The following is a 26,320-nucleotide window of genomic DNA, read 5'->3' on the forward strand; positions in this document are numbered from 1 at the left end:
TTGGCACATGAACCGACCCCCAAAAGTTAGACCTTAAAAGTCTCGCTTTTGGGGGTCGGTTCAACAGGCGGTCATTTTTTATTTTCGTGATCTTTGCTGTACTGGATTCCTGCAAAAAAGCGCTTACTATCTTTGATCGGATTTCCCGTTTTTTTCCAATTTATAAATTTGATTATGGGCTTCCCGGTAGTTTATTGACGGGGCAAGTAGGTACAGATAGTGACGGTTCTTGCTGTCCCATGAAGCCCTAGTCTACATCCGGCGTTAGCTTACGATTCATAGGTACATCGAGAACCGTCACTACTGTCCCACCTGCCCCGGCGAAGACATTAAGCCGCGGGAAGGAAAACGGGGGATGCCTTTCCCATCTGTTGCCACAGACAGAATGTCCCCGGAGGGAGGATGGATGGGAAAAATATAAATTGCGCTCCTCCTCTTGCCGAGGAGGGCTTACCTGCCGAGAGTGATGTGCCATGGGAGGATGGATATTCTCTCCTCTTTCCGGTGAGGGATACCCGGCGGGGGTTCGGCGTACCATGTGGAAATGTAAATTGCTCCCTCTCACCGATTAGGGATACCCGGCGGGACTTTAGCGTGCCATGGGAGGATGGAAATTATGAGACATTCGGGAGGCGAAGATGATTTTGGAGCACTTCAGATTCCCAGACGGTCGATTGTTCTGAGCAACGTGAAATGAGACCGGCTGGGGAGATGAAGTGCCCAAAATCACGAGCCGGACGATGCGAATAATTTGCATTCTTCCATGGCGCGATGAAGCCCCGCCGGGTATCCCGGACTCCCATGATGCGAGTATATTTGCATTTTCACATGGTGCGACGAACCCCTGCCAGGTATCCCGGACTAGGACGATGCGAGTATATTTGCATTTTCCCATGGCACAGCGCCCTCGGCAGGTAAGCCCGGCCCCCGTTGGGAATGATGCGAGCAATTTATATTTTTCCATTCTCCCCCGGGGACATTCGTCCGGGTGGCCACAACATAGGAAAAGGCACCCCCGAAGGGGTGCCTTCCCTTAACCTATTTGATTGATGGTGTGATGTGTCTCTCAAATAGGGGTGGAACCATTTCTAAAGCAATCACTTAGTAAGCTTCTTACCAGTAATCTTGAACGTAAACTTCTTAGATCCGCTGACAACACCGTTTTCGGTCTCCTCACCTGCACCAACGATGTATGCAGTAGCGGTACCCTTCTTAACGTTGTTGCTGTATCCGCTGATATAGAAGTCTTCGCCAGCCTTAAGGGTCTTGCCGGAAGCAGATGTTACTGTGAAGTACTGGTTGAACTCTTCCTCAGTAATATAAATCTCAAATCCGGTAAATTCCTTTGTAAGCTTAGTCTTGCTGGTAGCTTTTACCTTAGCCTTTGCAAGGTTTGTACCAATAACAAAGTTGGCCTCTACAGCGTTTGCAAGAACTCCATCCTTAGCTGCTACCTTGATATTGATCTCCTGACCTGCTGCAAGCTTTGTCTTCTTATCAATAGCATTGCCTTCACTATCAGATACAGTTACTGTGTACTTAGCTGCAGGAATTACGTTCTGGTTGTAGTCAACAAGTGTTACCTTAACAGCACTAACCTTTACACCTTCAGCTGCGGTAGTTGCACTGATAATTCCGTTCTCTTCAAGATCGAAAGGAATTACTTCGAATGTAGCAACGTTCTTAACAGTCTTCTTGAAGTTGTTCTTACCTGCGATAGTGATTGATGCTATGCCGGTCTTCTTGTTGTTCTTGAAGGTAAGCTTGTAATCCTGGCCCGGATTCATCCAGTATTCGAACTCTCCGTCGCCATCGCCGTCGAACCAAACCTGTACGTCAGGTGTTGCGCCCTTAGCTGCCCAAGCCTGCTTAGCATCTTTCTCTTCACCATTTACAAGAACCTTGATGTTAGAAGCTGTAAGAGTAGCACTACCGATACTGAACTTCTTAGCCTTTACTGCGGTCTTTCCGGTTGAAGCATCTGTTGCACCGATAAGAGCAAATGTTGCTGAACCCTTATTGATGTTGTTCTCACATGTCCAAGGTGCAGGAAGTTCCTTGCCGTCTGTTGTTGTGTAGTTGCCGTCTTCATACTGATATTCAACTCCGTCAACAAATACGGATGCAGGATACTGCTTCTGTCCGTTAAATACATATTTTGCCTTAGGAAGTTCAAGTTTAAGTGCACTTACGTCTACAGGTGTCTCATCCTTATCATAAGGACTTACGATCTTAAATGTTGCTCTTGTTTCCTGCTTATCATAGTTGCCTTTACCTTTAACTATGATTGTAGCAGTACCAACCTTAACGTTGTCTACATACTTAACTGTGTAATCAACTTTATTTGCAAGAGTTATATCACGCTCTGCATCATATACTTCGAATGCAGGCTTGATAGCTGAACCTGTTACTACGAACTCATCGTCAGCGGAGATACCTACAATGTAGATACCCTTGCCATTTGAGATATCCTCGTTAGGAATTTCCTCGCCGGCATCATCTCTGAGCTCATAAACTGAATCACTGTAGAATTCACCGTCAAAATCGAAGGATGCAGCCCATGTCCACTTCATTCCGCTCTTAGTAGCTAAAACAGTGTCAGTGAATACCTTAGTATGAGGTTTCTTGCCTTCGTTACATGTAAGTGTAAGAGTTACTTCCTTCTTATCAGTGCTGCCTTCAACTGCTTTCCACTCCCATTCAGCTTTCCAAACGTGTGCATGAGGCTGTACTTCGTTACCATTTGCATCAAGGTAAACTGCATCACTGAGATCCTCAACTGTTGTGCCGAAGCTCTTGAAGGATGCATATGCCTGGTATGCTGTGATAGCGTCTTCGCCTTCACCTTCAGTCTGGATTGACATGTACTGAGAAGCTGTTGTATCTGTCTCAGATGCACTTACTGTAAACTCTCTTGTCTTATTATCCTTAGATGTAAATACTACAGTTGCTGAAACATAGGTCTTGCCATCATCTGACTTCTTCCATGTCCACTCAGCCTTAGCCTTCTCGAATGGAACAGGCTTATCAACTTCGTTACCCTCTGCATCGAGGTACTTAACTGCTGTTGCACTGATTGTTTCACCCTTACTTACGAATGTAGCTGTTGCTTCATAAGTTGTGATGCCTTCCTCAGTTGCTACTGCCATAGCAGAAACAGGAACTTCTACAGTCTTCTCTCTGCCATCGGTTGCTGTAAACTTAGCAGCTGCCTTTGTGAATGTTAAGCCATCATCTGACTTAGTCCATGTCCACTCAGCATCGCCTGCTACTACAAAGAGTGAATCCTCATAGTTAACAGTTACTTTCTGCTCGTTTGCAAGAACTGCTTCATATGTGTAGATGCCGCCTTCTGTTGCTGTGAAGGTTACTTCCTGAGGACCAAATACGATATGGTCTTCGCAGTCACAGTTCTCATTCTTACACTTCAGTGTAAGTGTTGCTGTAAGTGTCTCTGCGTTGAAGTTCTCAACGATTGCATTCTCTACATCTACGTCATGTCCTGTAGCAGGAACTACGAACTTCTCATCATAGTCAACAGTAACTTCTTCTTTGTCTGCGCCCTTCTCATCAATATCCATGTAAGTGATGGAAATGATGTCATATCCGGACTTAATACATGTAGGAGCAACTGACTTTTCAGCGTTGCGCTCTACTTTGAGGATCTTAAGCTCTGTTACGTGAGACTCATCTCTTGTGCACTTTCTTGTAACCTTGATCTCATCTGCTGTGATCTTCTTGTCAGCATTTGCATCTGTCCAAACAAGCTTAGCAGGATTTGTAAGGTCATACTTATGTCCAAGAGGCTCGCCTGACTCTTCTTCTACATACTTGCCAACGAAAATTCTGTCATTACCAGGTGAAGATAAACCAAATATGGTTCCCTTTACAGTTGCTTCAACAGGATATGTATATCCGGCAGCCTTTTCACAAGTTGCATCAGTACCTGTTCTATCCTTATAAGAAAGTGTTCCGTTTGCAGCTGTCTTATCTGTTCCGTCAATTACAACCTCACTGCCTTCGTAATCAGGACATCCATCCTCTACGCAGAACAGGTGAAGTGAAGCTGAAAGGTTACCCTTCTCATCCTTTGTCCATACCCACTTTACATACTTCTCATCAGTTACATTGCTGAGAGCATACTCATGTGTATGGAATCCTGCAACGAGTACATAATTCTTTGTAATAACCTTGTTAGCTGTAATTGCATTACCGGAAACACTACCTGCTCTCCACTCAGCCATTACCTGGCCATTCTTAATTGCTGTAGGAAGCTTGCTGTCTGCAAATACAGAACCAAGAGTTTCGCCATAAGGAATATATGCTGTAATTATTCCATGTGCATTAAGCTTATAATCACCAGTTACGCCATATGCTTCTGCTTTTACATAATCGCTTGCAAGATCTGCTGCTTTCTCAGCATACATTGTATCAGCATCACCGAAGGTTACCTTCTCAAAGAAGTTAAATGTTACGATTGAGAAATACTTCGCATCAGCAGTACTTGTAGCCTTGCCAACACCGTCCTTCTTAGCCTTGCTAATCTCAGCATCTGTAAGTGTGATGGACTTGGTTGCGCTTGATATAGAATTGGTGCTAAGTGTCTCAATAGAAGCCTCTGTAGGAGCTGTTGTGCTATCGAATGTAACCTTAACATCCTTGCTGCCATTCTTATCAAGATCAAGTTCAACTGCATTTGAAGATTCTGTATACTTTCCACTCTTAACAAGGGAATTAAAGAGACCTGTAGCAAACTTGCTATCAGTTACATCATCCCATGTTTCAGAGTCTGAAAGTGTATTTACATTAAATGTAAGTGAAGGCTCTACTACAAATTTAACCTTTCTTGTAATAGCAGTCTTAAGGTTGCTTGCGTTAATAGTAACTGTTGTCTGATATGTTCCCTCTGATAATCCGGCCTTAGGAGCTAATGTGTAAACAACGCTCTTTCCTGCCTCAAGTTCATCAGTTGCTGTTGCAGGTGTCAATTCAACATCAGAACCGGTCTTGGAAACTGTAAGGTTTGCAATAACATCTGTTGCTGCTGTTCCACTATTCTCGATAGTGAACTCAATAGCATTAGCTGCTGCAGAATAGCCTTCTGTAAGTGTTATCTCAGTTTCTGTCTCAGGAGAAACTGTAAGAACTTCAAGAGCCTTACCATATACTGTATAGGTTACAGGAATGATAATATTATGCTCTTCTCCATCAACGCCATCAGCATAGTGGATATTTACGAATGTATCGTACTTACCTGCTTCTGACTTCTTAGCTGTAAGCTTCAGCTTAGGAGTTGCAGCTGTATTAGCATTAATTGAGGATGAAATAGTTCCAACAGTGAGCATTGCATCCTGTGAACCTGTAGGATACTTGCTTCCATCAGACTTAACTTCATATGCACTTACCTTGCTAATTGTAGAGTTACCTGTATTCCTTACAGTCACCTCAGCGAACTTCGCTGTTGTACCTGCAACAAAGTTATTGATCTCAATAGCATTTTCAGTAAGTGTATTATCTGCTACGAAAGTTACTCTCTTTTCTTTATCTGAATTTCCATCATCAACTGTTACAAGATACTTGTTATCTTCAACAGTAAATGTAAGTGCAAACTCGATAGTTTCAAAATCGTCGCCGGAAATCTTAAGGGTATCTGTATAAGTATCCTTTTCAAGATTTGCCTTAGGCATTACAACAAAGTTGCTCTGGCTGTTAGCAGCTATATTAGCAGTACTGCTTCCGCTGATAACAAAATTGCTGTTCTCACTAAGTGTTGCTTTTGCAGTAACACCTGTAATAGTCAACGGATTCTTCACTGTAATAGTAGTCTGAAGACCAGTGTTTGAATATGCCTTTGTAACAGGATTATATGTGTAACCTGTTCTTGTAGCATAGTTATCACCACTCTTAAGTCCTTCTACTGTACCACGAGTTGCGTTAGCATCAGCTGCAGTATCAGAAACCTGACTAATAAATACCTTACTTGTCTTGCCGGATGTAATTACGAAGGATACAGCCTCAGCTTCCTGTGCAGGATAAACCTTAGATAAAAGTGTTCCAACGTACTTACCCGAATCAAGGTTAAGAAGCTTATCATTAGCATCTGTTGTTCCAGGTCCGGCTTCATCAACAGTTGCTTTAAGATTAACGGTATAAGAACCTGCGGCCTTTACTGTTCCATAGATATCAGTCTTAAGACCAACGCCGTCCTTCGCACCAATACTATCAGCTTCCTTAGTAATACCAAGACCTGTAACTGCACTGTATGTCTTTGGTGTAAACGGAGCAGTTGCCTCGTTGGTAACATCAGCACTACCAGCATTTGAAATATAGTACTTAGTAGTTGTTGACGATCCGCTTGTTACCTTTGTACCAACTTCCTTCCAATCAATTGTCTGATTAGGAGCACCACCGGTTGCGCTAACTTCAATCTTCTTTCCGGTCTCACCCTTATAAACATCACCGATGCTGGTATTGATATTTTCAGGCTGAGTTACAGCGAGCTTGTTAACTACTACCAATGTTGTATAGAATACAACCTCAGCAGAGTTATCAGCCTTAACTGTGATCTTAACCTTATAAACACCGGCTGAAGGTGAACCCTTGGTTACGATATTGAAGCTCTGAGTAGCACCGCTTGAGATTGTTCCCCAAGATTCTTTGCTTACTCCGATATATGCAGTACTTCCTACATAAGGATTTTCAGGATTCTTCTTAATATCAGCTGTATCTGTTCTGTTATCTTCTGCATCCTCAACAGTAACAGTTACATTCTTTGCAGCTTCTCCACTGCCCTTAATGTTGATAATGGCCTTATCTGATTCCTCATCACCAACGATCATTGCAGGAAGCAGATAGTTCTTGTTAGCTATTGTTTCACTAACAGGTGATGAAAGTGTAAGAACAGCATTACCGTTTACTACGATATCATGCTTAAGGGTTCTCTTAATGCTTGTATCCTTAGTATAAGTAGCTACAACTGTTACACTGTACTTACCGGCCTTTGCAGGTGTTCCGGTAATCTTTCCATCTTCTGAAAGTGAAAGGCCTTCAATTTCTCCATCTGTCCAAACAAATGTAAAGTCAGATGTCTTTACTGTTCCTACAGGATATTCTACAGCATATGCAACTGTTGAAGGAGCTGCCACGCCTGCTGTAAGTCCTGTAATCTTATTTGTCTTAATAACAGGAGATGCAATAACCTCAATCTTTGCCTCAAATGCCTTGGATGCTAATGATGGAGTATAAGATGATGTACTTGTTGCATCAATTGCAGTAACAATAACACTGTACTTACCTGCTGAGGTCAGTGTCTCAGTATCTACTGCAAGTACAAATTCTTTGCTCTCACCGGCCTTAAGATCAAAGCCTTTGCTAAGAATTTCTTCATTGATAACCTTGTTATCGTCGAATGTAAGAGTAAACTTAGATGCTGCACTATCAGAAGCTACAACCTTAAGTCCCTTCATATCGAGCTTAGTATTATTCTTAACTACTATCGCTTTCTTAACGCTGCCAAGATCCTCAACGGTTACCTTGCCGAGATCGATCTTATTCTTATCGTCATCAACTGTTACACCATTTGATGTAAGTGAAATAGCATCCTTTGCTGCAGCAATTTCAAGCTCAATTCCGCTATAGGATTTTACTACATCCGAAGCCTCTCCAGCCATCTTTGCCGTAGCCTTAATTGTGAATGTAAGTTTACCGGGCTTTGTAGGAATTCCTGACAATGTACCGGTATCCTTATCAAGTGCTAATCCGATGTCTGCAAGAGATGTTCCTGTTGCTGTGGTAGCTCCAACTACCTGGAACTTAACATTTTCTGCAGTCCATTCAATACTTTCAACGTCACTATTCTTTGTAGCCTTTGCCTGATATTCGTAGTCATATCCAACTTCTGCAGCTTCTAATTCTTCATCAGCAGCACCGGGATTAATGATCTCAATAGGATCACCGGATACTGTGAAGGCAAGCTGTATTGCAGTTGTCTTATATGTATAACCATCTGTTGCGAATCTGAGATACTCAGTATGTGTGGCTGCATCCAATGCTGTCTTAGGTGTTACAACTATTTCTGCTGTATCACCGGCTGCAATTGTAAATGCTGTTGTCTCAGATAATGCAAATTTAGAATTAGTTATAGCACTTCCGCCTGTTGCAGCTGTCCACAGAGATGGTGTGAGCTTAATGGAGTCCTCACTATTGTTCTTAATAGTGATAGTTCTCTTTACATCATCTGCTCCATAGCCTGAAACACCCTTCCATGCATAAACGTTATCATCTGCATAGAATTTCTTCTCATTTCCGTCTACAGTTAGATCAACTTTCCAAGGCTTTACTGCATAAGTAAATGCGATAGGCTCTAACTCATTACCGATATTATCATATGCAATAAGTACAAACATATGATTACCGATAGCAGCTGCTTCAGCCTTACCAAATAATACGTACTCAGTTCCCTGTCCAACATACAGAGGACTTCCTTCTATGCCTTTACCAAGTACCTTAATATCTGTGATATCTTGAAGCTTATCATCGTCATCAATCATGTAGTCATCAACGTCAATACTTCCTGAGCCGCCTATAAAGGAAATTGCAACATCATCGAATGACTCACCTGCATAAATATCTCCAAGATCATAGACATCGATAGTTTTAGATGTAGGTTCATCTCCTGGGATAGTGATGTTTTTAGTGCTAGCTTTTTCAGTAATTTCTTTGCCTTCACGGGTAACCACACTCTTTAATGCCAAGCTGTTAGTTACAGTAAAGGTACATCTTACTACTTTTGGTGTAACCCATGCTGATGATTTAATCTTAAGATCAGCTGTGTATGCTCCACCTGCTACGCCTGTATTAGTCAAGCGCTCTTTAGGACTAATTGTAAGAATTCCATCATGGTTGTTGTATAAGCTTGCACCGTCATAAGAATAGTCAAAGAACTTGTCCTGATTTTCTGCCCATTCAAACTCAAGATCTTCGATAGCAAATGATTTTGCAAGTCCGGATGCCTTTATAACAACCTCTTTTGCCTGAATATAGGAATTTTCTTTCTTTCCTGTTGTATCATCATCTACACCAAGGACCTCATATCCCATAGGTCTAGCTGCAAAACCTACAGCATTTGTTGATGTAGTTCCATCTGCAGCGGTTGATGTAATTACAGGAGTAAAATCAGCAATAACAAAGTTGCAATTATAGTATGCCGCTTTACTACTCTCTTTATCCTTTGCTTTAATTACAAAATGCTCCTTAGTGGCTTTAGTTACGCCTCCGCCAATTTCAAGCGTAATTGTTCCACCGGCTACCGTTGCGTTAAGACCATAAGCTGTAAAGTAAGTAGTAGGATCTATTACTTCATATTTTGATGTATTGGTCAGTTTAGCCTCAAGAGCTGCAAGGTCATCCGGATTGGCAACATTAATTAACCCATTGGTACCTTCGGAAGCATTATTTAAGTCTTTGTATATTGTCCACTCAACATTATCAAATACTGTTGTTGTTTCTCCATATGTATCCTTTGCAGTAAATGCAAAACTACCTGCAGCAGAACTTCCATAAATGAATGAACTTATGTCAGTATCAGTCTCTGTAATACTTAAATCTGTAGCAGCCTGCTTTCTTACCCACTTAGCTGTCAGTTCAAGAACACCATTTGCAAATAATGAAGAAGGAAGAGTTGTTATATCTGCCTGATCATCTGCTACAACGGTTGTTCCATCAACTGTCCAACCTGCAAAACTATAACCAGCTTTACTATAAGTAATTGCAGGGAGCTTTCCATTAGTAGCATTTACAACACCATCAAAATCGCTATCTACGATAGGAGCCATTGCTTCTCCTGTAGCGCCATCGCCAGGAGCAAATGTAATAGCTTTCTGAAGCTCAAGTTCAGAAAGGTCATACTCATATACAACATCAGATGTATCATAGGCTCTCCATTCTGGATTTGTTGTATAATCTGATGGGTGTTTCAATATCTTAATAGGCTTAGATGTATCGCCAACCCACTGTACAACAATCTGATCAGTTGGATCTGTATTTTTGTACTCATCCAGAATGTAGCTGTATGACTTAATGGTCAAATCTTTGCCATCAACATAAGTTATGGTTGTTCCATCTGTATCAGCCACATATTTAGTATCGGAATTGATGTGGTAAGCAATATAGTAACCACTATCATAGCCTTCTCCGAATGCATCACTATAACTGTCAACATAGTAAAGCTGTCCGGTTACTTTTCCCTTAATACCAAATCCCTTATAAGGGTCAGACTCAGAGTCCTCAGGCTCGATATCAACAAAATGAATATCATTCTGAAGACTAGTTGAAGGAATCCACCATGTAGGTTTATTAAGGTTACTATCTAAATCAACGACATCTAACGGTCCAGTAGCATAGTTAAAAGGACCAATATTATACTTCTTTGTTACTGTTCCATTATCATTCTTTGCAGTAACAACAAGAACCTTACCATCAAAAAGTTCTGCACGGTCAAACTCATAAACATTATCTGTTTTGTCCTCGCTATATGTCCACTGACGAGGTCTTGCATCACCCATGATGGAGAAAACAGAACCATCACTATTCTGGATAGATACCTGCAGACTGTCTGTTCCACTAACCGCAGTTGTGGTAAGTTTGAATCCAAAGTAATAACCTGATGTATACTTCGGATGATAACTATATAACTCATTATGATCGTATGGATATTGACCTGTAAGGAAGTTCAATGTTCCAGAAATCTGTCCGGGAGTACTTCCAACTGGTTCTGTAACTTCAATTGTTCCAATTGGCTGACGATTCGCTGATACTGTCTCGTTAAGCCAATTAACTGTAATTGTAGGCATATCAGAAGCCTCAAACTCAGCCTCGTCCTCTTCTTCGAATTCAGGAGCTTCTGCTTCTTCTTCCAGAGGCTCTTCATCTTCGAGGACATCAAAATCAGACCCTGCGTCCTCAAAGTCTTCTTCTTCGAGTTCCAGGATCTCTTCCTCGTCTTCGAGTAACTCTCCTCCGCCATCATAGGCAAGAGATGGTATACCCGAAGTCAGTGCCACTGTGGCTGATAAGGTAAAGCTTAACAGCCGACTCAATAGCTTTTTACTCATATAGTTTCTCCTTTCACACCATCTTTGCTCATATACATGAGCAGTCACACTTTTTCATGTCGCCCCACACAGCTGCGCTGACCGCAATTGTCACCTTTTTTCCCAGCAATACCATGGTCGCAATTGGTTAGCAGATTCGAGTTATGCGTTCGTCCCATAACGATAGCTCTGATAATGTGTCATGCAGGACTTAGTGAATTAGTTTCAGCGTTTAAAGATAAACGTTATCACGAATATACTTTATACGCCACTGTATATTCATGATATCATAATAGCGTCAACAAATTTATTAATATCTTATAAACAAACCGTTAGAAATGTGTAAAATATGCGGCGTTTATGAGATATCGTCCCATAAGTGTTGACGATATTACAAATATCTTCTCTAAACAATTCGATATTTTTTCACCCAAAACCGGGGAAATCTATTTTTTTATATTTAGTTAATTTTCTGTTTATTTTTTCGTACCCGCCCCCTCCGGTGAGCTCCCCGGAACTCTTTGGATGCATTGCAGGTCCGGGCTTACCTGCCGGGGGCGCTGCGCCATGGGGAAATATAAATTACTCGCATCATGGGAGTCCGGGATACCCGGCGGGGGTTCGTCGCACCATGTGAAAATGCAAATATACTCGCATCGCTCCCAGCGGTGAGTTAGGGCACTTCATCTGTCCGGAGGGCCTCATTTCACGTAGTTCAGAACAATCGACCCTCCGGCCATCTGAAGTGTTCCTAACTCATCCGCTATGCTCGAATGTCTCGCAATTTACATTTCCACATGGTACGCCGAACCCCCGCCGGGTATCCCTCACTGGAGAGCGGAAGCAATTTACATTTCCCCATGGCACATCATCCATCGCCAGGTAAGCCCTCATCGGCACACGTCACTCCCCAGACATCCCATATTCCTCCCCGGATGGAGCCGGCTAATGAAATAAATAAACAGAAAAGGTCGCAGAGTCCCTGGGTGCGGCCGGAAGGTTTTTGGGTGAAAGCAGGATGACAGAGTCCCTGTGAGGGAGAGGGATGGTTGGTGAGAGGGGGATTTTTTGCCAAGCCCGGCGAAGAAAGCCTAAATCAATATTTCTTCCCTTCTGTTGCACAGACAAAAGCAGGATAAAACTGCAACAAACATGCAATCTTATCCTGCTTCTAAATTCATTAACATCTATTATTGTGTTATTTTTCCAACCCTTCCTGAACTTTCAGCACCATCTCCAGCGGATAGCCGCAGAAATCCACTATCTCTTCAGGTGTTTTTCCTCTGGATAGCATCATGGAAATGCTTTGCTCTTTTTCTAGCTCTTTTCCTTGCTCTTTCCCTTGCTCTACGCCCTTTTCAAATTCATCTTGCATCATTTCTTTTAGCATCATGTACTCTTTCCTCCAGAATCTCTGCTCGATTGCTTCCCTGACCTTCTTGTCGATACGCTTTGCAAGATCGCTGTCTGAAGCATTACCTGCCAGATAGTCGATAAACTTCTTCATATCTTCCGAAACATTATCCTGACTGCCTCCGGGACATATGAATATTCGATTAGTCTTATCCTCTAATTCCAGGCTCTCTACTTCTTTACACCTTGGAACAAATGAATACTTATGATATCCCAGTTTAAACAGGTCAAAGGTGCACAGGAAAATGATATAACTGTCCGGCAGTTCCTTATAATCTTTTCCTTTTGTAAGATAATCAAGATCGATCATTCCCTGATAATATCTGCTCCGAAGCGGAAGCTCCCTGGTATCTGACGTCTGCATTTCGATGTCATAAACCGTCTTCTCATCATCTTCGAAGTACACATCAAACCTAACTCCGTGCCCATCAGCAGTTATCTGAATGGCTTTCTGGGTCTCCGGCTTGACTATATTTCCGATCTTTCTGTTTAAAATCAGCTCCGTAAGCTCCTTGCAAAGATCCTCATTTTCCTGCAGGATCTTACAGAACATAAAATCATCCGCAAAGGTTAATTCTTCATACTCTTTCATGCATATTTCTCCCTTAATTATAAATTTTCCGAATATCCCTTTCAAGGCGATATTATCGGGGTATTTACCACAAAGACTCGTGAGACAATCCACACAAATACGCAGCGCTACAGACGCTCAACGGAAAAAGACATTCCCAATTGGCGCAGAAAAATGCATAGAGAATAAAGCAAAGGCGTTGTCTTTGCATTAAAGTAGGTGCATATAGATGCTCCTGCGTATTCATGTGGTTGAAAGATATCCCGGATGCCCGATCGTTTCACAGCGAATTAGACACGCTGCCTGCATCCGTGATCACTCCGGTAGGAGTAGAAATGTTGTTTCCTGCTTTCAATGCAGCAAGATTAACACTGGATTTGTGTGTTGTAAATAGTTTTGGGCAAATCTTAAGAAATTCTGCCGAAAATCTTAAGAAAGTCATAAGAATTTGACGTTTTCGCGGCATTTCGAAAACGCATTTCAAGAAAGCAAGTCCGATTTTACCAACTGAGGGCGCTTAATATTCCCTCCAGCTTCCGCCGGGGCAAGTGGGACTGGAGGGACGGTCACTATCTGTACCTACTTGCCCCGTCAATAAACTACCGGGAAGCCAAAAAACATTTTTAAAATGAGAAAAGAACGGGAAATCCGATCAAAGATAGACATTATCCTAGCGAAAGGAGGTTACAAATCCAATCGAAAGGAGGGCATGCTTATGGACGTGACTGTATTTCTTGCTATTTTAGCCTGGAGCGCAACCTGCTTTTTTGCAGGAATCCAGTACAGCAAAGATCACGAAAATAAAAAATGACCGCCCTGTGCCAAGGAATCGGTCATTTTGACTAAACAATCTGGCTAACCGTTGCAATACGGATAGCACCTTTTTATATAATCATATTATCACACCCCATCTTCCATTTCAATTATTCATATTCATCTTTCTTGGCTTCGAGGAAGGTTGTGAAGGACCAAGTAGGTACAGTAACTCCCGGGTGGGGATCTACCATGGGGGAATGGAAATTCTCTCCGCCATTCGGTGAGGGATACCCGGCCTCCCGTGAAACCAAAAACAGGATAAAACTGCAACAAACATGCAATCTTATCCTGCTTCTATATTCATCAGCTTCTCTTATTAGTTTACTTTTTCCAGCTCTTCCTGAACTTTCAGCACCATCTCCAGCGGATAGCCGCAGAAATCCACAATCTCTTCAGGAGTTTTTCCTCTGGATAGCATCATGGAAATGCTTTGCTCTTTTTCCAGCTCTATTCCTTGTGCTATCCCTTCTTTCCTGCCATCTTCTTTAAACAGTTCCATTACTTCTGCTTCTTTGTATTCGGTATCCAGCATTCCTTCCACCTCCTGCCTATGCTTGACAAGAAAATCTTTTATAACAAAATCACTGGGCATCTGATCCAATGCTTTAGCTACAGAAACGTCCAATCCATGCTCCGTCTTATTCCTGCGGATTGTATCCACAAACCATGAATACTCAGCCAACGGCTTGCAGCTTTTCATAAGTTCTTTATTGCTGCTATAGTTTACATTTATCATTCTGACTTTTACTTCAATATCCGCTTTATACTTATGCTCAGGTGCAAATGAATCACTTAGTTTTAGTACCATTTCATCCTCAGCATCCTGCTCTCCGTTGTAAAAAGTCACAAGCTTAGGGATGGGCAGCATGATCCTTCCGGTGCCATATTTGTTCAGCTTGTTCTTAGCAATATAGCCTGAATATAGATCTCCCACATACTGGAGCATTCTAAGGGGCATATTCAAGTTCAAAGACGATTGATGTTCATACACACTCATTATATCAGATACAAGAAATGATGTGTCGTTTTTCATTCCCATAAAGAGAACATCGCTAAGTGTGTTAAACTCTATCAGATCAGGATCGGTATAATTTGAGCCATTAACCGCATTATAGAGGCTTAAAGTCCACTCCCTGTTTTCTTCTCTTCCAAAAATATAATTAAATAGTCTGTCCTTATACTTTCTGTTTATAGATTCTGAATTTCCCATTTACTTTATCCTTTCTTCTTGAACGTTAAGACAATCCACACAAATACGCAGTGCTACAGACGCTCACAGGGAAAAAGACATTCCCATTTGGCGCAGAAAGATGCATAGAGAATAAAGCAAAGGCGTTGTCTTTGCATTAAAGTAGGTGGCATAAGGATGCTCCTGCGTATTCATGTGGTTGAAAGATATCCCGGATGCCCGATCGTTTCACAGCGAATTAGACACGCTGCCTGCATCCGTGATCACTCCGGTAGGAGTAGAAATGTTATTTTCTGCTTTCAATGCAGCAAGATTAGCACTGAATTTTGGTGCTGTAAATAGTTTTGGGCAAATCTTAAGAAAGTCTGCCGAAAATCTTAAGAAAGTCATAAGAATTTGACGTTTTCTCGGCATTTCGAAAACGCATTTCAAGAAAGCAAGTCCGATTTTACCAACTGAGGGCGATTAATATTCCCTCCAGCTTCCGCCGGGAAACCAAAAAACATTTTTAAAATGAGAAAAGAACGGGAAATCCGATCAAAGATAGACAAAATAAGAATCATTGACTTTCAGAACATTTGTTCGGCATAATATCTTTGGGTGCCACGTATTACGATTTACGGATAGGCGGTTGGCTCTTTTTGCCGGAGTAGTTTTCCGAGAGCTCCTTGCACTTAGGAGGGATGCGAATGGGAAATCTTATAGGAGAGGGCCTTGATGTTAGAAATGATCATCACATGGGTGAGTATCGTTGTAACACTGGTAAGCATCGGTGTAACAATATACAGCATCTATGTGACATTAAAGAAATAATACCATACATCAAAAGAGACCGCCCCAACTCTCGCAAAGTTAGCGATCTCTTTTGATCTGTAACTATTAACGGAGCCAACCGTCTATCAGTGGCACCTTTTTCTATAATCATATTATCACACCAAATCTTCCATTTCAATTATTCATATTCATCTTTCTTGGCTTCACGGAAGGTTATGAAGGACCAAGTAGGTACAGATAGTGACGGTTCTTGATGTCCCACTTGGCCCTGGGGAAAGTCTGAACCCAAGGGACTCTGTTTAAGGCTTACCTCCCGGGTGGGGATCTACCATGGGGGGGAATGGAAATTATCTCGGCTCTCCAGTGAGGGCTTATCTGGCGGGGGTCGGCGTACCATGGGAGGATGCAAATAATGCGGATGTCTGAGTCAGTGACTCTTGTCGAGGAGGGCTTACCTGCCGAGGGTGATGTGCCATGGGGAAATGTAAATTGCGAGACATTCAGGCACAGCGGATGATTCATGAGCGCTCCAGATGGACGGAGGGCCGATTGCTCTGAACTACGTGAAATGAGGCCCTCCGGACAGATGGAGTGCCATGAATCACCGGTGGGAATGATGCGAGTATATTTGCATTTTCACATGGTGCAGCGCCCTCGGCAGGTAAGCCCGGACCTCCTCTAAATCACTGAGCCGGACGATGCGAATAATTTGCATCCTTTCATGGTGCGACAAAGCCACGGCAGATAAGCCCGGCCTGAACTCCTGCGAGAAATTAACATTCCCCCATGGTGCTGCCCCCCGGGAGGTATCCCCCTAAGTTCTTGGACTGTGTGCGACGTATTTTAGTCTTGGTTACATGTTTGGCAAGCATTTTTCCAAGACACAAAAATAACCGCTCGGCCTGCAAACTAAGCGGTTATTCTATCAACATATAACCCAGGGCTAACCATCTATCGGTAGCACCTTTTCTATAATCATATTATCACACCCCATCTCCCATTTCAATTATTCATATTCATCTTTCTTGGCTTCGAGGAAGGTTGTGAAGGACCAAGTAGGTACAGATAGGGACGGTTCTCGATGTACCTATGAATCGCAACGAAGCGCCGGCCAAAGCCTGAAGCTTCATGGGGCATCAAGAACCGTCCCTATCTGTACCTACTTGCCCCATCAATGCATTACCGGGAAACCCAAAATCAAATTTATAAATTAGAAAAAAACGGGAAATCCGATCAAAGATAGACAAAATAAGAATCATTGCAGAAACGTACATATGTTTGATAGAATATCTATGGTGCTACCATCTTTGTTAGATGTGCGGTTAGTCCTTCAATCGGAGGACTGTGACCTCCGTTTTTCATAGATATCTCTTCTGAGAAATCTTTGCTGGAGGTACTTGAATATGCTTACAATCGGTGACTTAATTGCAGTTCTTGGACTGTGTGCGACGTATTTTAGTCTTGGTTACATGTTTGGCAAGCATTTTTCCAAGACACAAAAATAACCGCTCGGCCTCAGAAACTTAGCGGTTATTTTGTAACAACTATTTAATTCAGGGCTAACCATCTATCGGTAGCACCTTTCAATAATCATATTATCACACCCCATCTTCCATTTCAATTATTCATATTCATCTTTCTTGGCTTCGAGGAAGGTTGTGAAGGGCCAAGTGGGACAGTGAAGAAAGCCTAAATCAGGGTTGCTTTCCTCCTGTTGTGCAGACAATAGCAGGATAAAACTGCAACAAACATGCAATCTTATCCTGCTTCTAAATTCATTAACATCTATTATTGTGTTATTTTTCCAACCCTTCCTGAACTTTCAGCACCATCTCCAGCGGATAGCCGCAGAAATCCACAATCTCTTCAGGAGTTTTTCCTCTGGATAGCATCATGGAAATGCTTCGCTGGATTTTCCTGTGTTTTATTTGACTCATTCTATTCCGTAATTATATGACAGTTTTCCGGAAAAATTACCCTTGAAAGTAATCTTCACTGTTCCGGTGCCGGTTTTGGTGGCATTGGAGTAGGAAAGTGTGTAGTCCGTAGTATTTTTTAACAGGACTCTCCTGCCGGTGGAGGTTATGAAATATACCTTCGGGGCGGGCCCAGCTGAGCCGTTTGTAAGGGTGTAGGACTCGTCCAGCCTTACAATGATTCTCGCGTCGGAAGGAACTGTGCCTTCGGATACTCTCGCTGCGCGGTTGTCCTTGTCCACCTTAAAGGGTGTGATCTTGTAGGTGATTGTCTTATCACCGTAGAAATATTGGTGGCCATGATATACAAGCTTGGCGGTTCCTACGTTCTGAACATTATAATAATCATAGGACACATGGTAGTTGCTGTAAATGTTGGGCCTTATTTCTGAACGGTCATACAGGAGCTTTATCTTGTCCTGATAGATAGCCTCTCCGGTGTATTCAAAGGAGTCCGTTTTTCCTACGACTCCGGCCTTCTTCATGGGAACTCCCAGGATCTTGAAGGTCTTTTTCACCGTACCTTCATAGCCGTTTTTGCCGATGAAGATGATGGTGCCCTTTCCAGGCTTCTTGTTATCCGTAAACTGAATGTAATAGTCCTCAACCTCTTCAGTTTTGGTCTTATCGGTATATACCTTGATATTGGAATATACGGGTGTTGCACCGTTTTCGTTGTAGTATACTTCCTCATCCAGGCCCTCAAACACGCACTTGGAAAGAGGTTTGCCCTTAATTCTGAAGGTCGCGGTCTTGCTTCCAAAGTAGTCGCCCATTCCCCGGATAGTAACAGTGGCAGTTCCGGCATTGACGTTGCCGGAATAATATGTGTAATAGTCTACGTCTTCTGTAAGCTTCTTTTTCTGTATGTTAAAAGAAAGGTTGAACTTCCCTTCGAAATTTCCTTTTCCCACCACTGAGAAGGTGTGGCTTCCGGGGCTCATGTAGTCGTATTTTTCTTCATCATAAACAAGGGTATAATCCCTGCCTTCCTTGAAAGCAGTCTTTTTCCCGTTTCTGAGTAAAGTCACGGAAGGCTTCACTTTGTGGGCCTTTCCGTCATATACCACATAGGGTTCTGCGGTAGTCTTAAGGTTGAAGATGTTCACCCCGTCATAAGTGTATCCTGAATAGCGGCGAATATCCGTGATATTCAAAGGCATTATCTCAAAGGTCTTCTCAATACTTGCCTTGTACTTGCCTTTGCAGGTGATAACAACAGTTGCTGTGCCGGCGTTTGTATTCTTAGAATACTTCAGGGTGTAATCCTTGTTCTTTTTAAGAAGAGTCTTGTAGCTGTAAACATGAAGATTCGGGAAGGTGATGGCCTTTCCGCAGTAGTAGCTGCTCTCCGGAATGCCTGCAACCCAGATTTCATTTACTACATCAGAAGGAGCTTCGCATTCATCATGGCCTTTTCTAATCCGTGAATTTCATAATTGGTATTGTAAAAAGCCATCTCGCCCACATACTCGAGATGACATTTCTCATCAAAGACAATTCCTTCGCCTTTGGGCCTTATGTTTGAAAAGCCTTTTCTCTCGATTCTTGTCACGGTTGAAGGAACATTCATGGAAAGCTGCCTATAACCAAAGCCGTAAAAAGCCAAGGCTCCGATGTTGGTAATTCCCTCTGAAAGTCTGATATCCTTGATCTCATCTCTGTATCTCATCCAGGGAGCTGAATGGTGGAAACTGTAATCTGACATTTTGCCGGTGCCCTTGATGGTAAGCACTCCATCCGCGTACTCCCAGGTCATATTTTCGCCGCAGGAATTTCCGTTTTTATCTGTAGCAGGTAAAAACATGATGTTACAGGACTGGGTGGTGGTTAATCCCTGAATGAAATCAATGGCATAGTCCTCATTCCAGGTCTCATTGTCTTCAGGGTAAAAAACTGTAAAATCATAGCAGTAGGTGCGTTCCTTCGTGGTGATTGCAGGAGCATCGCCCTCAAAATATACTCTTTTTAAACGAGAGTTATAGCCAAAATTGTCAAGGTTGATTTCCTCAAGAGATGCAGGGAATCTGAGCTCTTCGGGCCTGTATACTCAAGAGTGTCCGGAAAAACACAGTCTCCCATATCAAGTTTGCTGCAGCCATCAAAAGCATAGGCTGAAACCGTTACCAGATTATCGGGAAGAGAGACACTTGTTATGCCTGTCCTCATGAAGGATTCGCTGGGAATCGTGGTGATAGATGAGGGAATAGTGACTTTTCCGTGAAGGCCGGAAGTGTAAAAGCTGCGGTAGCCCAGGTATTTACAATTAGTAGTAAGCTTAACATCACCAACCAATTCGTCGGACCAGGAAAAAGCGTAATCCCCGATATAAGTCAGGCATGATGGGAATGTGGAGGTGTTGATATTAAGGCAATAGATATTTTCAAAAGCGTGGGCTCCAATATAAGTGAGCTTCCACTGTCAGGGAATAATCGCTGATGGCGCCCTTTCCGCTGATGGTCAGAACTCCTTTTTCAGAATCAAATTTCCAGGTGGCATTTTCGCCGCATTTACCGCCGGTTTCGGATTCGGCAAAAGAAGCTTCTGCTGACTCGGAAGTTTCAGAGGGTCTTTTCCTAGTTGAAATGAGGACGGGGAGAGTTTGTATGGGGAGGGGGCGCGTCTTCAGAGGATGCAAATCCGCTCGCGTCGTCTGCTCCCTGAGTTAGTTGCACTTCATCTAGGCAGTCGGGCTGATCTCAGGCCAGCTTAGGATAAGAAGTTGTTTTCCACTTTGTCATGCGCTGCGCAGTACTCCCTTTTTGTGAGAGCGGAAGGGTATTGGCTAAAAATTTAAAAAAGCGCCATAGCCATAAGCTACAGCGCCGGTGTTACATCATTATTAGATTAAAAGTACTTCCTATACTGTTCAACAAAATCCTTGAGAATGTCTTCATCTATACACTCATCACCCATATTCAAATCTTAGATAAAGAAATACACAGCCTCATCCCCAGGCCTGCTGCAAGTTTCTTTAGTGTCTCCAATGTAGGATTTGCATCACCATTTTCTATTTTGCTGATGTCGGCCTGTGTGATCCCGGTCCTGTCTGCCAACTGCCTCTGAGAGATGTGCTGCTCCTGCCGGGCATCAAGCATCGCTCTTATCAGCTGATATTCTGGTTCAAGCTCATCCCATTCTTTCTTAAACTTAGGATCTTTTAATTTTTCATCCAAAAACTCTTTGTATGTTCTTCCCATATTCATCACTCCTTACCAGAACTACGCGCCAGATACTCTTCCCGATATTTCTTTGCTTTATCCAGCTCGATTAAAGGTGTTGTCTGAGTCTTTTTTACAAATCCATTGGTTATAATTGCCTTCTGCCCCACTATAAAGAAGTACAAAATTCTGGTGATATCTGTCCCAACTTGCATTCTTAATTCAAATATCCCATCCTCAAGATGCTTGGAATAAGGCATTCTCAAAGTCGGTCCATATTCCTCCAAAAGTCCAATGGTCCTAAGTATCTTAGCTGTCATTTTAATTGACTGTGAATTGATAAAATCAATCGCCGGTTCTGTTCCATTCGGTAAATCGTAAAAAATCACTTCATATTTTTGTACCATATCATTCTTTTTTGACATGTTTTAACATATCTAATTATATAAAAAAACCTCCTTTAAGTCAATTTTCAAGTTATCAAAAGCAGAAATATCCTATCTCCCAGGTGAAAAAAGCATATGCAGAATGCACAGCCTTTCCTGAATGGAATTGAAGCTGCAACAGATTGTCACAGCTTTTTTAAGGTAACACAATCAAAATGAAAAAACAATATGCATCCTTGCCAGAGTTTTGTGTGTGAGGGGGGCGCGCCCCCTTCCCATATAAACTCTCCTGTGCTCGATCTGCCTAAAGCTAATAACAGATTTTTCATTTTATCACGCGCAAAGCTGTACTCCCTTTTTTTGAGGAATTCTATTTTTTTCTTTAACAAAAAGAAGCCGCAGGGGTGCCCATATATCAATTTTCTTTCACGCTTTCATCTTTAAAGCTTGCCAGATAATCATCAATGGCATTTTGAAAATCTTCTCTCAACTCTTTTATTGTTTCACCTTCATAAGAAATTAAATCATTCGGTCGTGAAGGATTGCTTGCATGGCCAAATAAAATATCCTCAGTTGTGTCCACTTCGATACTGCCTTTAAAGCCCTTGTATTCAAGAATATTAGTTATTGCATTGCTCATATCAAACCCTCCCTCTGAAAAAACAAGATTAAGTCCTTTATGACATATCCTTTAAAGTAACTGTAACTATGAGGCTTGTGAAAAGCATACCGCGCTCCGGCAGGCGAAATCAATATACATCTTGATCCGCTTCCGTGCTGTGATATTTGACATCCCAGCTTAGATGACAATCCCTGTAATTCAATAAAAGTATAGTCAGAAGGCTTAGACAATAATCGAGCTATCATCTTATCCTTTGTTGACATAGTGATATTATACTCCTTTCAAATATCTTATGCATCTTTCATATAAAAGCAAGAAATAATCCTACTCCCAGACACATTCGCCACTAAAAATGTGAAACAGCATAAACAAGACCTGTCATACTTTTCCGGATTGGATTGAAACTGCGAAAGAACTTCACAGCCTTGATATCGTAACATGATTGTCACTATGTTTCAAGGAAAAAAGCCGGAGCTCCAGAGTTTTGTGTGTGGGGTCAGCCCCCGCATGATCGCTACTGCACCAATGATACCGGCATCTAGGCCCTGGCTTATGCCCTTTTCTATGCCCTTCTGGGTCTCAGGCTTGACTATATTTCCGATCTTTCTGTTTAAATATCAAATAGCTTTCCGCCATCTAAAAGTACATACTCATCTGTTTCAAATTCAAAACCTGAAAGACTGATAAATCCTATCTTTCCCCACTCTATCCCTTTAACATTCGCAATCTGCTTAGCCTCAAGGTCACATTCTTTCTTTTTCATAAGATGAGTGTAATATTTGCACTCATAGATGTCGTAGCTCTCTTTTCTTTTTAGCACTACATCAAACTCGCCATTAGTCCTGGTTTTAGGATCATCGTACCAATAACTTCCCACGTCATAAACAGCCTTCAATGTACCATTCTTTATAAGCCTCATGAAATACTGCAGAGCCATGTCTTCAAAACGTCTGCTTATAAACTCTGTAATTGAATCTTCTATAAACAAATTGTAGTATTGGTCCGGCCCAAGTTTAGTTATTAGACTTTTTCTGTCATATACATAGGTAAAATAAAAGCGGACCAGATTGTCGTTTATTACATAAAACTGCTTCTTTTTGTCATTGGGCTTATTGATTGGGAAAACCTTTTGAATCTCATCCATGCTGATAAGATGCTTTAACTGTTTATCTAAAAGGCCATTATTTGATTCGCCAAGACCGGTAAGTAGTTCCGAGTACTTTTTCTTACCATTTCCGATCACTTCAAATATTCGCTGATCATAGTTCTTCTGAATTTCCTTTAAAATGACGTTCTCTACGTAGCTTCTTAGCAATCCGGTTTCAGGAAGAATCAGCTTCTTTATATTTTCTTCCAAAGTTTGCTTCTTGTCATATGATTCAAGGACATAAGGTGATCCGCCTAAAACAGCGTAGCGTTCAATTTTTTCCCGCGCACCTGCATTCTCCCAAAAAAGAGAAGAATCATAATAGTCAAATGTCTGGAGATGGATTGTTTCTGTAAATCTTCCAAAAAGAGGATTCTCTTCCTCGAGTAATTCCTTCATAACTGTTACATAAGAACCACAGAGTATGACATTGAAATTGGCGGGAAGTCTATCAATGATGATCTGCATTAAAGAATCTACATGATTCTTAGGAGCCGACTGTTTAAAATATTGATACTCATCGATTACCAGAACAATGGGTTTTCCATCAGACTGTTTTGATAGGAACTGAAAAACATCAGAAAGTTCAGCAAACTCTACTCTTGGCAGCTCCAATATATCACAAACTCATCCAGTTCCTCCTGGCTTTCAAAGATCCTGTCAATACTCTCCAGTGCCTCTCTGGCGTTTTTAGGAATCATATAAATCAACGGATTGTTTCTCCAGTTGCCGCAAAAGTTCTTACATACTTCCTGCATATATCGAAAATACTCCACAGGTAACACCGCATCCTGGCTGTTTCCTGCAAAACTGATGGTTTCAAGATAAAAGCTCCATAAGAAATATATTTCAAATACATCCTTGTACTCAGTGCAGATATCTGGTCTGGAAAGAAAGTATTCCAAAAGCATCAACTGTACCTTAGGATGATCTAGCAATTTCTTCCCAAGCTCAGATGTTACCATTGAATTAGGTCTGAAATAATAAAGATACAAATCCGCATTCAGCAGATAAATTCGATTAGCATAAAAGAACAAGGGATATATGAACAGAGGCTCTTCATATTTAGCCCTGGCAGGGAATTTTGCTCCTGAAAGCTGTATAATTTCTCTTCGCATGAACTTATTAGTGCAGCCGTATGTTACAGTGCTAGCATTTAAAAAAGGTATCCTATCATCCTTGTTTTCTATGACAAAGAGCTTGTTTTCCAGTGAATTCCCGCTGGATCTACGCTGATCACCCAAAATGTACATGTGATTATACTGAATTATATCTGTATGATTCTCTTCTGCAAGCTCATATAGCATCTTTAGTGCATTGTCATCAAGCTCGTCATCTGCATCAAAAAACTGTACATACTTTCCCTCAGCATACTGAAGACCGATATTTCTTGCTTCACCCGGTCCTACATTTTCCTCAAGATCTATTATCATTACGGAATCAGGTGCTGATTGCTCTATATCATTTAGTTTTTCTATTGTTTTACCGGCATCAGTAGAGCAATCATTTACAAAAATACATTGCATGCTGCTGATTCCAATTGTTTGTCTTAGGAGAGAATTCCAGCATCTATCAAGATATTCCGACACATTATAACAAGGAATTATTATTGTTACACATTGTTCAATCACTTAATCCCCTCCTCAGCATCATCACAGAACTTTTTCTAAAATTTCTACCAACTTCTTGGCAGTTTTTCCCCAAGTCATATTCTCTCGCGCATAATGAAGCCCATTATGCGCAAGCTCATACAGCTTAGCCGTATCAGATAACATATCATCAACAATATCCGGCAAAGCCTCCGGTGCAGAAAGATTCCAGAATCTCATAATCTCATGCCCGGCCATTTCACAAACATCCCGGTAGTACTTGCTATCATCTGTAAGCACCGCAGCACCGGCAAGCATTGATGTCGGGATCCTGTCATGGGCTCCGTTCTTGAAATATGGCATTACATTAAAAACTATTTTGCTTCTTTTATAAATAGCAGCCGTTTCCAGGTATGTACATGAACCATGCAAAACCACATTTCCCAAGTCATCCAGGGTATCCCAACCGGTTCCGAACAGATGGATTGTCCCCTTTGACTGTGCCAGAAATCTCACCGCTTCCTCTCTTGTATAGGAACGAAGATAATTATTTGTTATAGGGAAAAGCGCATTGGCGAATCCAAAATACGATTTTTCATCAGAAGGATCAATTCCGAAATCCGGAAGAATCGTCGTCAAGCCTTCTTCCAGACTCAGTGTCCTGTTATCCAGCATATGGTCAAGATATGCCAGCTCGATATTTCTTACAGCTTCCGGAAGGGCCATGATCTTATTATCCAGCTCATCCCTATCCACATAACTCCCGGTAAAAACTACGTCAAACTCACGATGCTCAAAGTCCTCAAAGCTGTCATCAACCTTTTCCTCATCAGAATCGCTTCCTCCAAGAGGCAGGAAAAAAGCATCCTTTACATCCTTATAAAATCGCTTTGCATAATCCACATGATCTCTGTCAAGGCACAAGCAATAGTAGTTACTGCACTCCGAAAAAAGATAAATGGAATGCATTTGCGGATGATCCACAATGTAGTTAAAGAAGGGAATCCGATGCTTGTTCCAGATATTCTCCCCATTCACCTTATAGTTATGCTGACCAATGGAATTGAAGGTCAGGGCAAAATCATACCTCACCTCGCTAAGCCTTTTATCCAGCTCCTCATTGCTTCTGTCCAGATCCCAATAATCCACTTCTATCCCACAAGAACCAAGCGCTTTAGATAAAAGCGCCGAGAAGGAAGTCAGTGAATCATAATTGATGTTTCCACGTCGGAGGATTAGTGCACGGTTGCTGTGAAGCATAAAGGTTCCCTTTGCCAAAGTCACAGAGTTTCCAGAAACAATGAATGTATATCCTATATCGTTATATAGTGTATAATTATATTAAATTATAACACATCCATTCTGTTCTATGCATTGTATCGCAATAATTCAATGAGCCATAAACTATGTCAGATATAAACATTGTCGCAATTAAAGGATTGTTAAAAACCATAGCTTGTAAAGTAACTTCAGCCATCATGAGCATTCCACTTATCCGCATAATAAATCACAAGTTTTTTTGTTTTCAACAAATTCATTGATTATTTATGTCTCCATACGATTCCAGTGTCCCAATTTCACGTTTT

General features: G+C 41.7%; 12 protein-coding genes. All 12 read right to left on the reverse strand.

Annotated features, from left to right (window positions below):
* Nucleotides 1-1,097: 1,097 nt before the first annotated feature.
* Complete coding sequence (locus T359_RS0108620) at nucleotides 1,098-11,111, reverse strand: putative Ig domain-containing protein (protein ID WP_026517123.1); 10,014 nt, start codon at nucleotides 11,109-11,111, stop codon at nucleotides 1,098-1,100.
* Nucleotides 11,112-12,288: 1,177 nt separating this feature from the next.
* The gene (locus tag T359_RS19835; protein ID WP_051545165.1) at nucleotides 12,289-13,095 is read right to left on the reverse strand and encodes an Rpn family recombination-promoting nuclease/putative transposase; all 807 of its coding nucleotides are present in this window, start codon (nucleotides 13,093-13,095) and stop codon (nucleotides 12,289-12,291) included.
* A 1,111-nt stretch (nucleotides 13,096-14,206) separates the two neighbouring features.
* Nucleotides 14,207-15,100 carry an Rpn family recombination-promoting nuclease/putative transposase gene (locus T359_RS0108635; RefSeq protein WP_026517125.1) on the reverse strand — a complete coding sequence of 298 codons (894 nt, stop codon included), beginning with the start codon at nucleotides 15,098-15,100 and terminating at the stop codon, nucleotides 14,207-14,209.
* 2,686 nt (nucleotides 15,101-17,786) lie between these two features.
* Nucleotides 17,787-18,986 (reverse strand): hypothetical protein, encoded by a 1,200-nt coding sequence (locus tag T359_RS0108670; RefSeq protein WP_155840057.1) that lies wholly within the window; start codon nucleotides 18,984-18,986, stop codon nucleotides 17,787-17,789.
* 224 nt (nucleotides 18,987-19,210) lie between these two features.
* Entirely contained in the window at nucleotides 19,211-19,588 is a 378-nt protein-coding gene (locus tag T359_RS0108675) for a leucine-rich repeat protein (RefSeq protein WP_197027077.1), read from the reverse strand.
* Nucleotides 19,589-19,797: 209 nt separating this feature from the next.
* Complete coding sequence (locus tag T359_RS23440; RefSeq protein ID WP_081795511.1) at nucleotides 19,798-20,232, reverse strand: leucine-rich repeat domain-containing protein; 435 nt, start codon at nucleotides 20,230-20,232, stop codon at nucleotides 19,798-19,800.
* 515 nt (nucleotides 20,233-20,747) lie between these two features.
* Nucleotides 20,748-21,029, reverse strand: a complete 282-nt coding sequence (locus tag T359_RS0108690; protein WP_026517130.1) for a helix-turn-helix domain-containing protein — start codon at nucleotides 21,027-21,029, stop codon at nucleotides 20,748-20,750.
* Between the two features lie 5 nt (nucleotides 21,030-21,034).
* Nucleotides 21,035-21,415, reverse strand: a complete 381-nt coding sequence (locus tag T359_RS0108695; RefSeq protein WP_035784077.1) for a type II toxin-antitoxin system RelE/ParE family toxin — start codon at nucleotides 21,413-21,415, stop codon at nucleotides 21,035-21,037.
* A gap of 376 nt (nucleotides 21,416-21,791) precedes the next feature.
* Nucleotides 21,792-22,016: a hypothetical protein gene (locus T359_RS0108700; protein ID WP_035784079.1), complete on the reverse strand. Its 225-nt coding sequence runs from the start codon at nucleotides 22,014-22,016 to the stop codon at nucleotides 21,792-21,794.
* 592 nt (nucleotides 22,017-22,608) lie between these two features.
* Nucleotides 22,609-23,760 (reverse strand): AAA family ATPase, encoded by a 1,152-nt coding sequence (locus tag T359_RS19845; protein WP_051545167.1) that lies wholly within the window; start codon nucleotides 23,758-23,760, stop codon nucleotides 22,609-22,611.
* Entirely contained in the window at nucleotides 23,742-24,776 is a 1,035-nt protein-coding gene (locus T359_RS19850) for a glycosyltransferase family 2 protein (RefSeq protein WP_081795512.1), read from the reverse strand. Before T359_RS19850 ends, T359_RS19845 begins: the two co-directional genes overlap by 19 nt.
* A gap of 21 nt (nucleotides 24,777-24,797) precedes the next feature.
* Nucleotides 24,798-25,994: a glycosyltransferase family protein gene (locus T359_RS0108715; protein ID WP_155840059.1), complete on the reverse strand. Its 1,197-nt coding sequence runs from the start codon at nucleotides 25,992-25,994 to the stop codon at nucleotides 24,798-24,800.
* Nucleotides 25,995-26,320 lie beyond the last annotated feature (326 nt).

The organism is Butyrivibrio sp. MC2021, assembly GCF_000621605.1.
Lineage (GTDB): Bacteria > Bacillota > Clostridia > Lachnospirales > Lachnospiraceae > Butyrivibrio.

Bases quoted from the DNA above. Each gene is read 5' to 3' on its own strand.
- T359_RS0108620 (WP_026517123.1), bottom strand. From the start codon at position 11,111: ATGAGTAAAAAGCTATTGAGTCGGCTGTTAAGCTTTACCTTATCAGCC.
- T359_RS19835 (WP_051545165.1), bottom strand. From the start codon at position 13,095: ATGAAAGAGTATGAAGAATTAACCTTTGCGGATGATTTTATGTTCTGT.
- T359_RS0108635 (WP_026517125.1), bottom strand. From the start codon at position 15,100: ATGGGAAATTCAGAATCTATAAACAGAAAGTATAAGGACAGACTATTT.
- T359_RS0108675 (WP_197027077.1), bottom strand. From the start codon at position 19,588: ATGACCTGGGAGTACGCGGATGGAGTGCTTACCATCAAGGGCACCGGC.
- T359_RS0108690 (WP_026517130.1), bottom strand. From the start codon at position 21,029: ATGGGAAGAACATACAAAGAGTTTTTGGATGAAAAATTAAAAGATCCT.
- T359_RS0108695 (WP_035784077.1), bottom strand. From the start codon at position 21,415: ATGTCAAAAAAGAATGATATGGTACAAAAATATGAAGTGATTTTTTAC.
- T359_RS0108700 (WP_035784079.1), bottom strand. From the start codon at position 22,016: ATGAGCAATGCAATAACTAATATTCTTGAATACAAGGGCTTTAAAGGC.
- T359_RS0108715 (WP_155840059.1), bottom strand. From the start codon at position 25,994: ATGCTTCACAGCAACCGTGCACTAATCCTCCGACGTGGAAACATCAAT.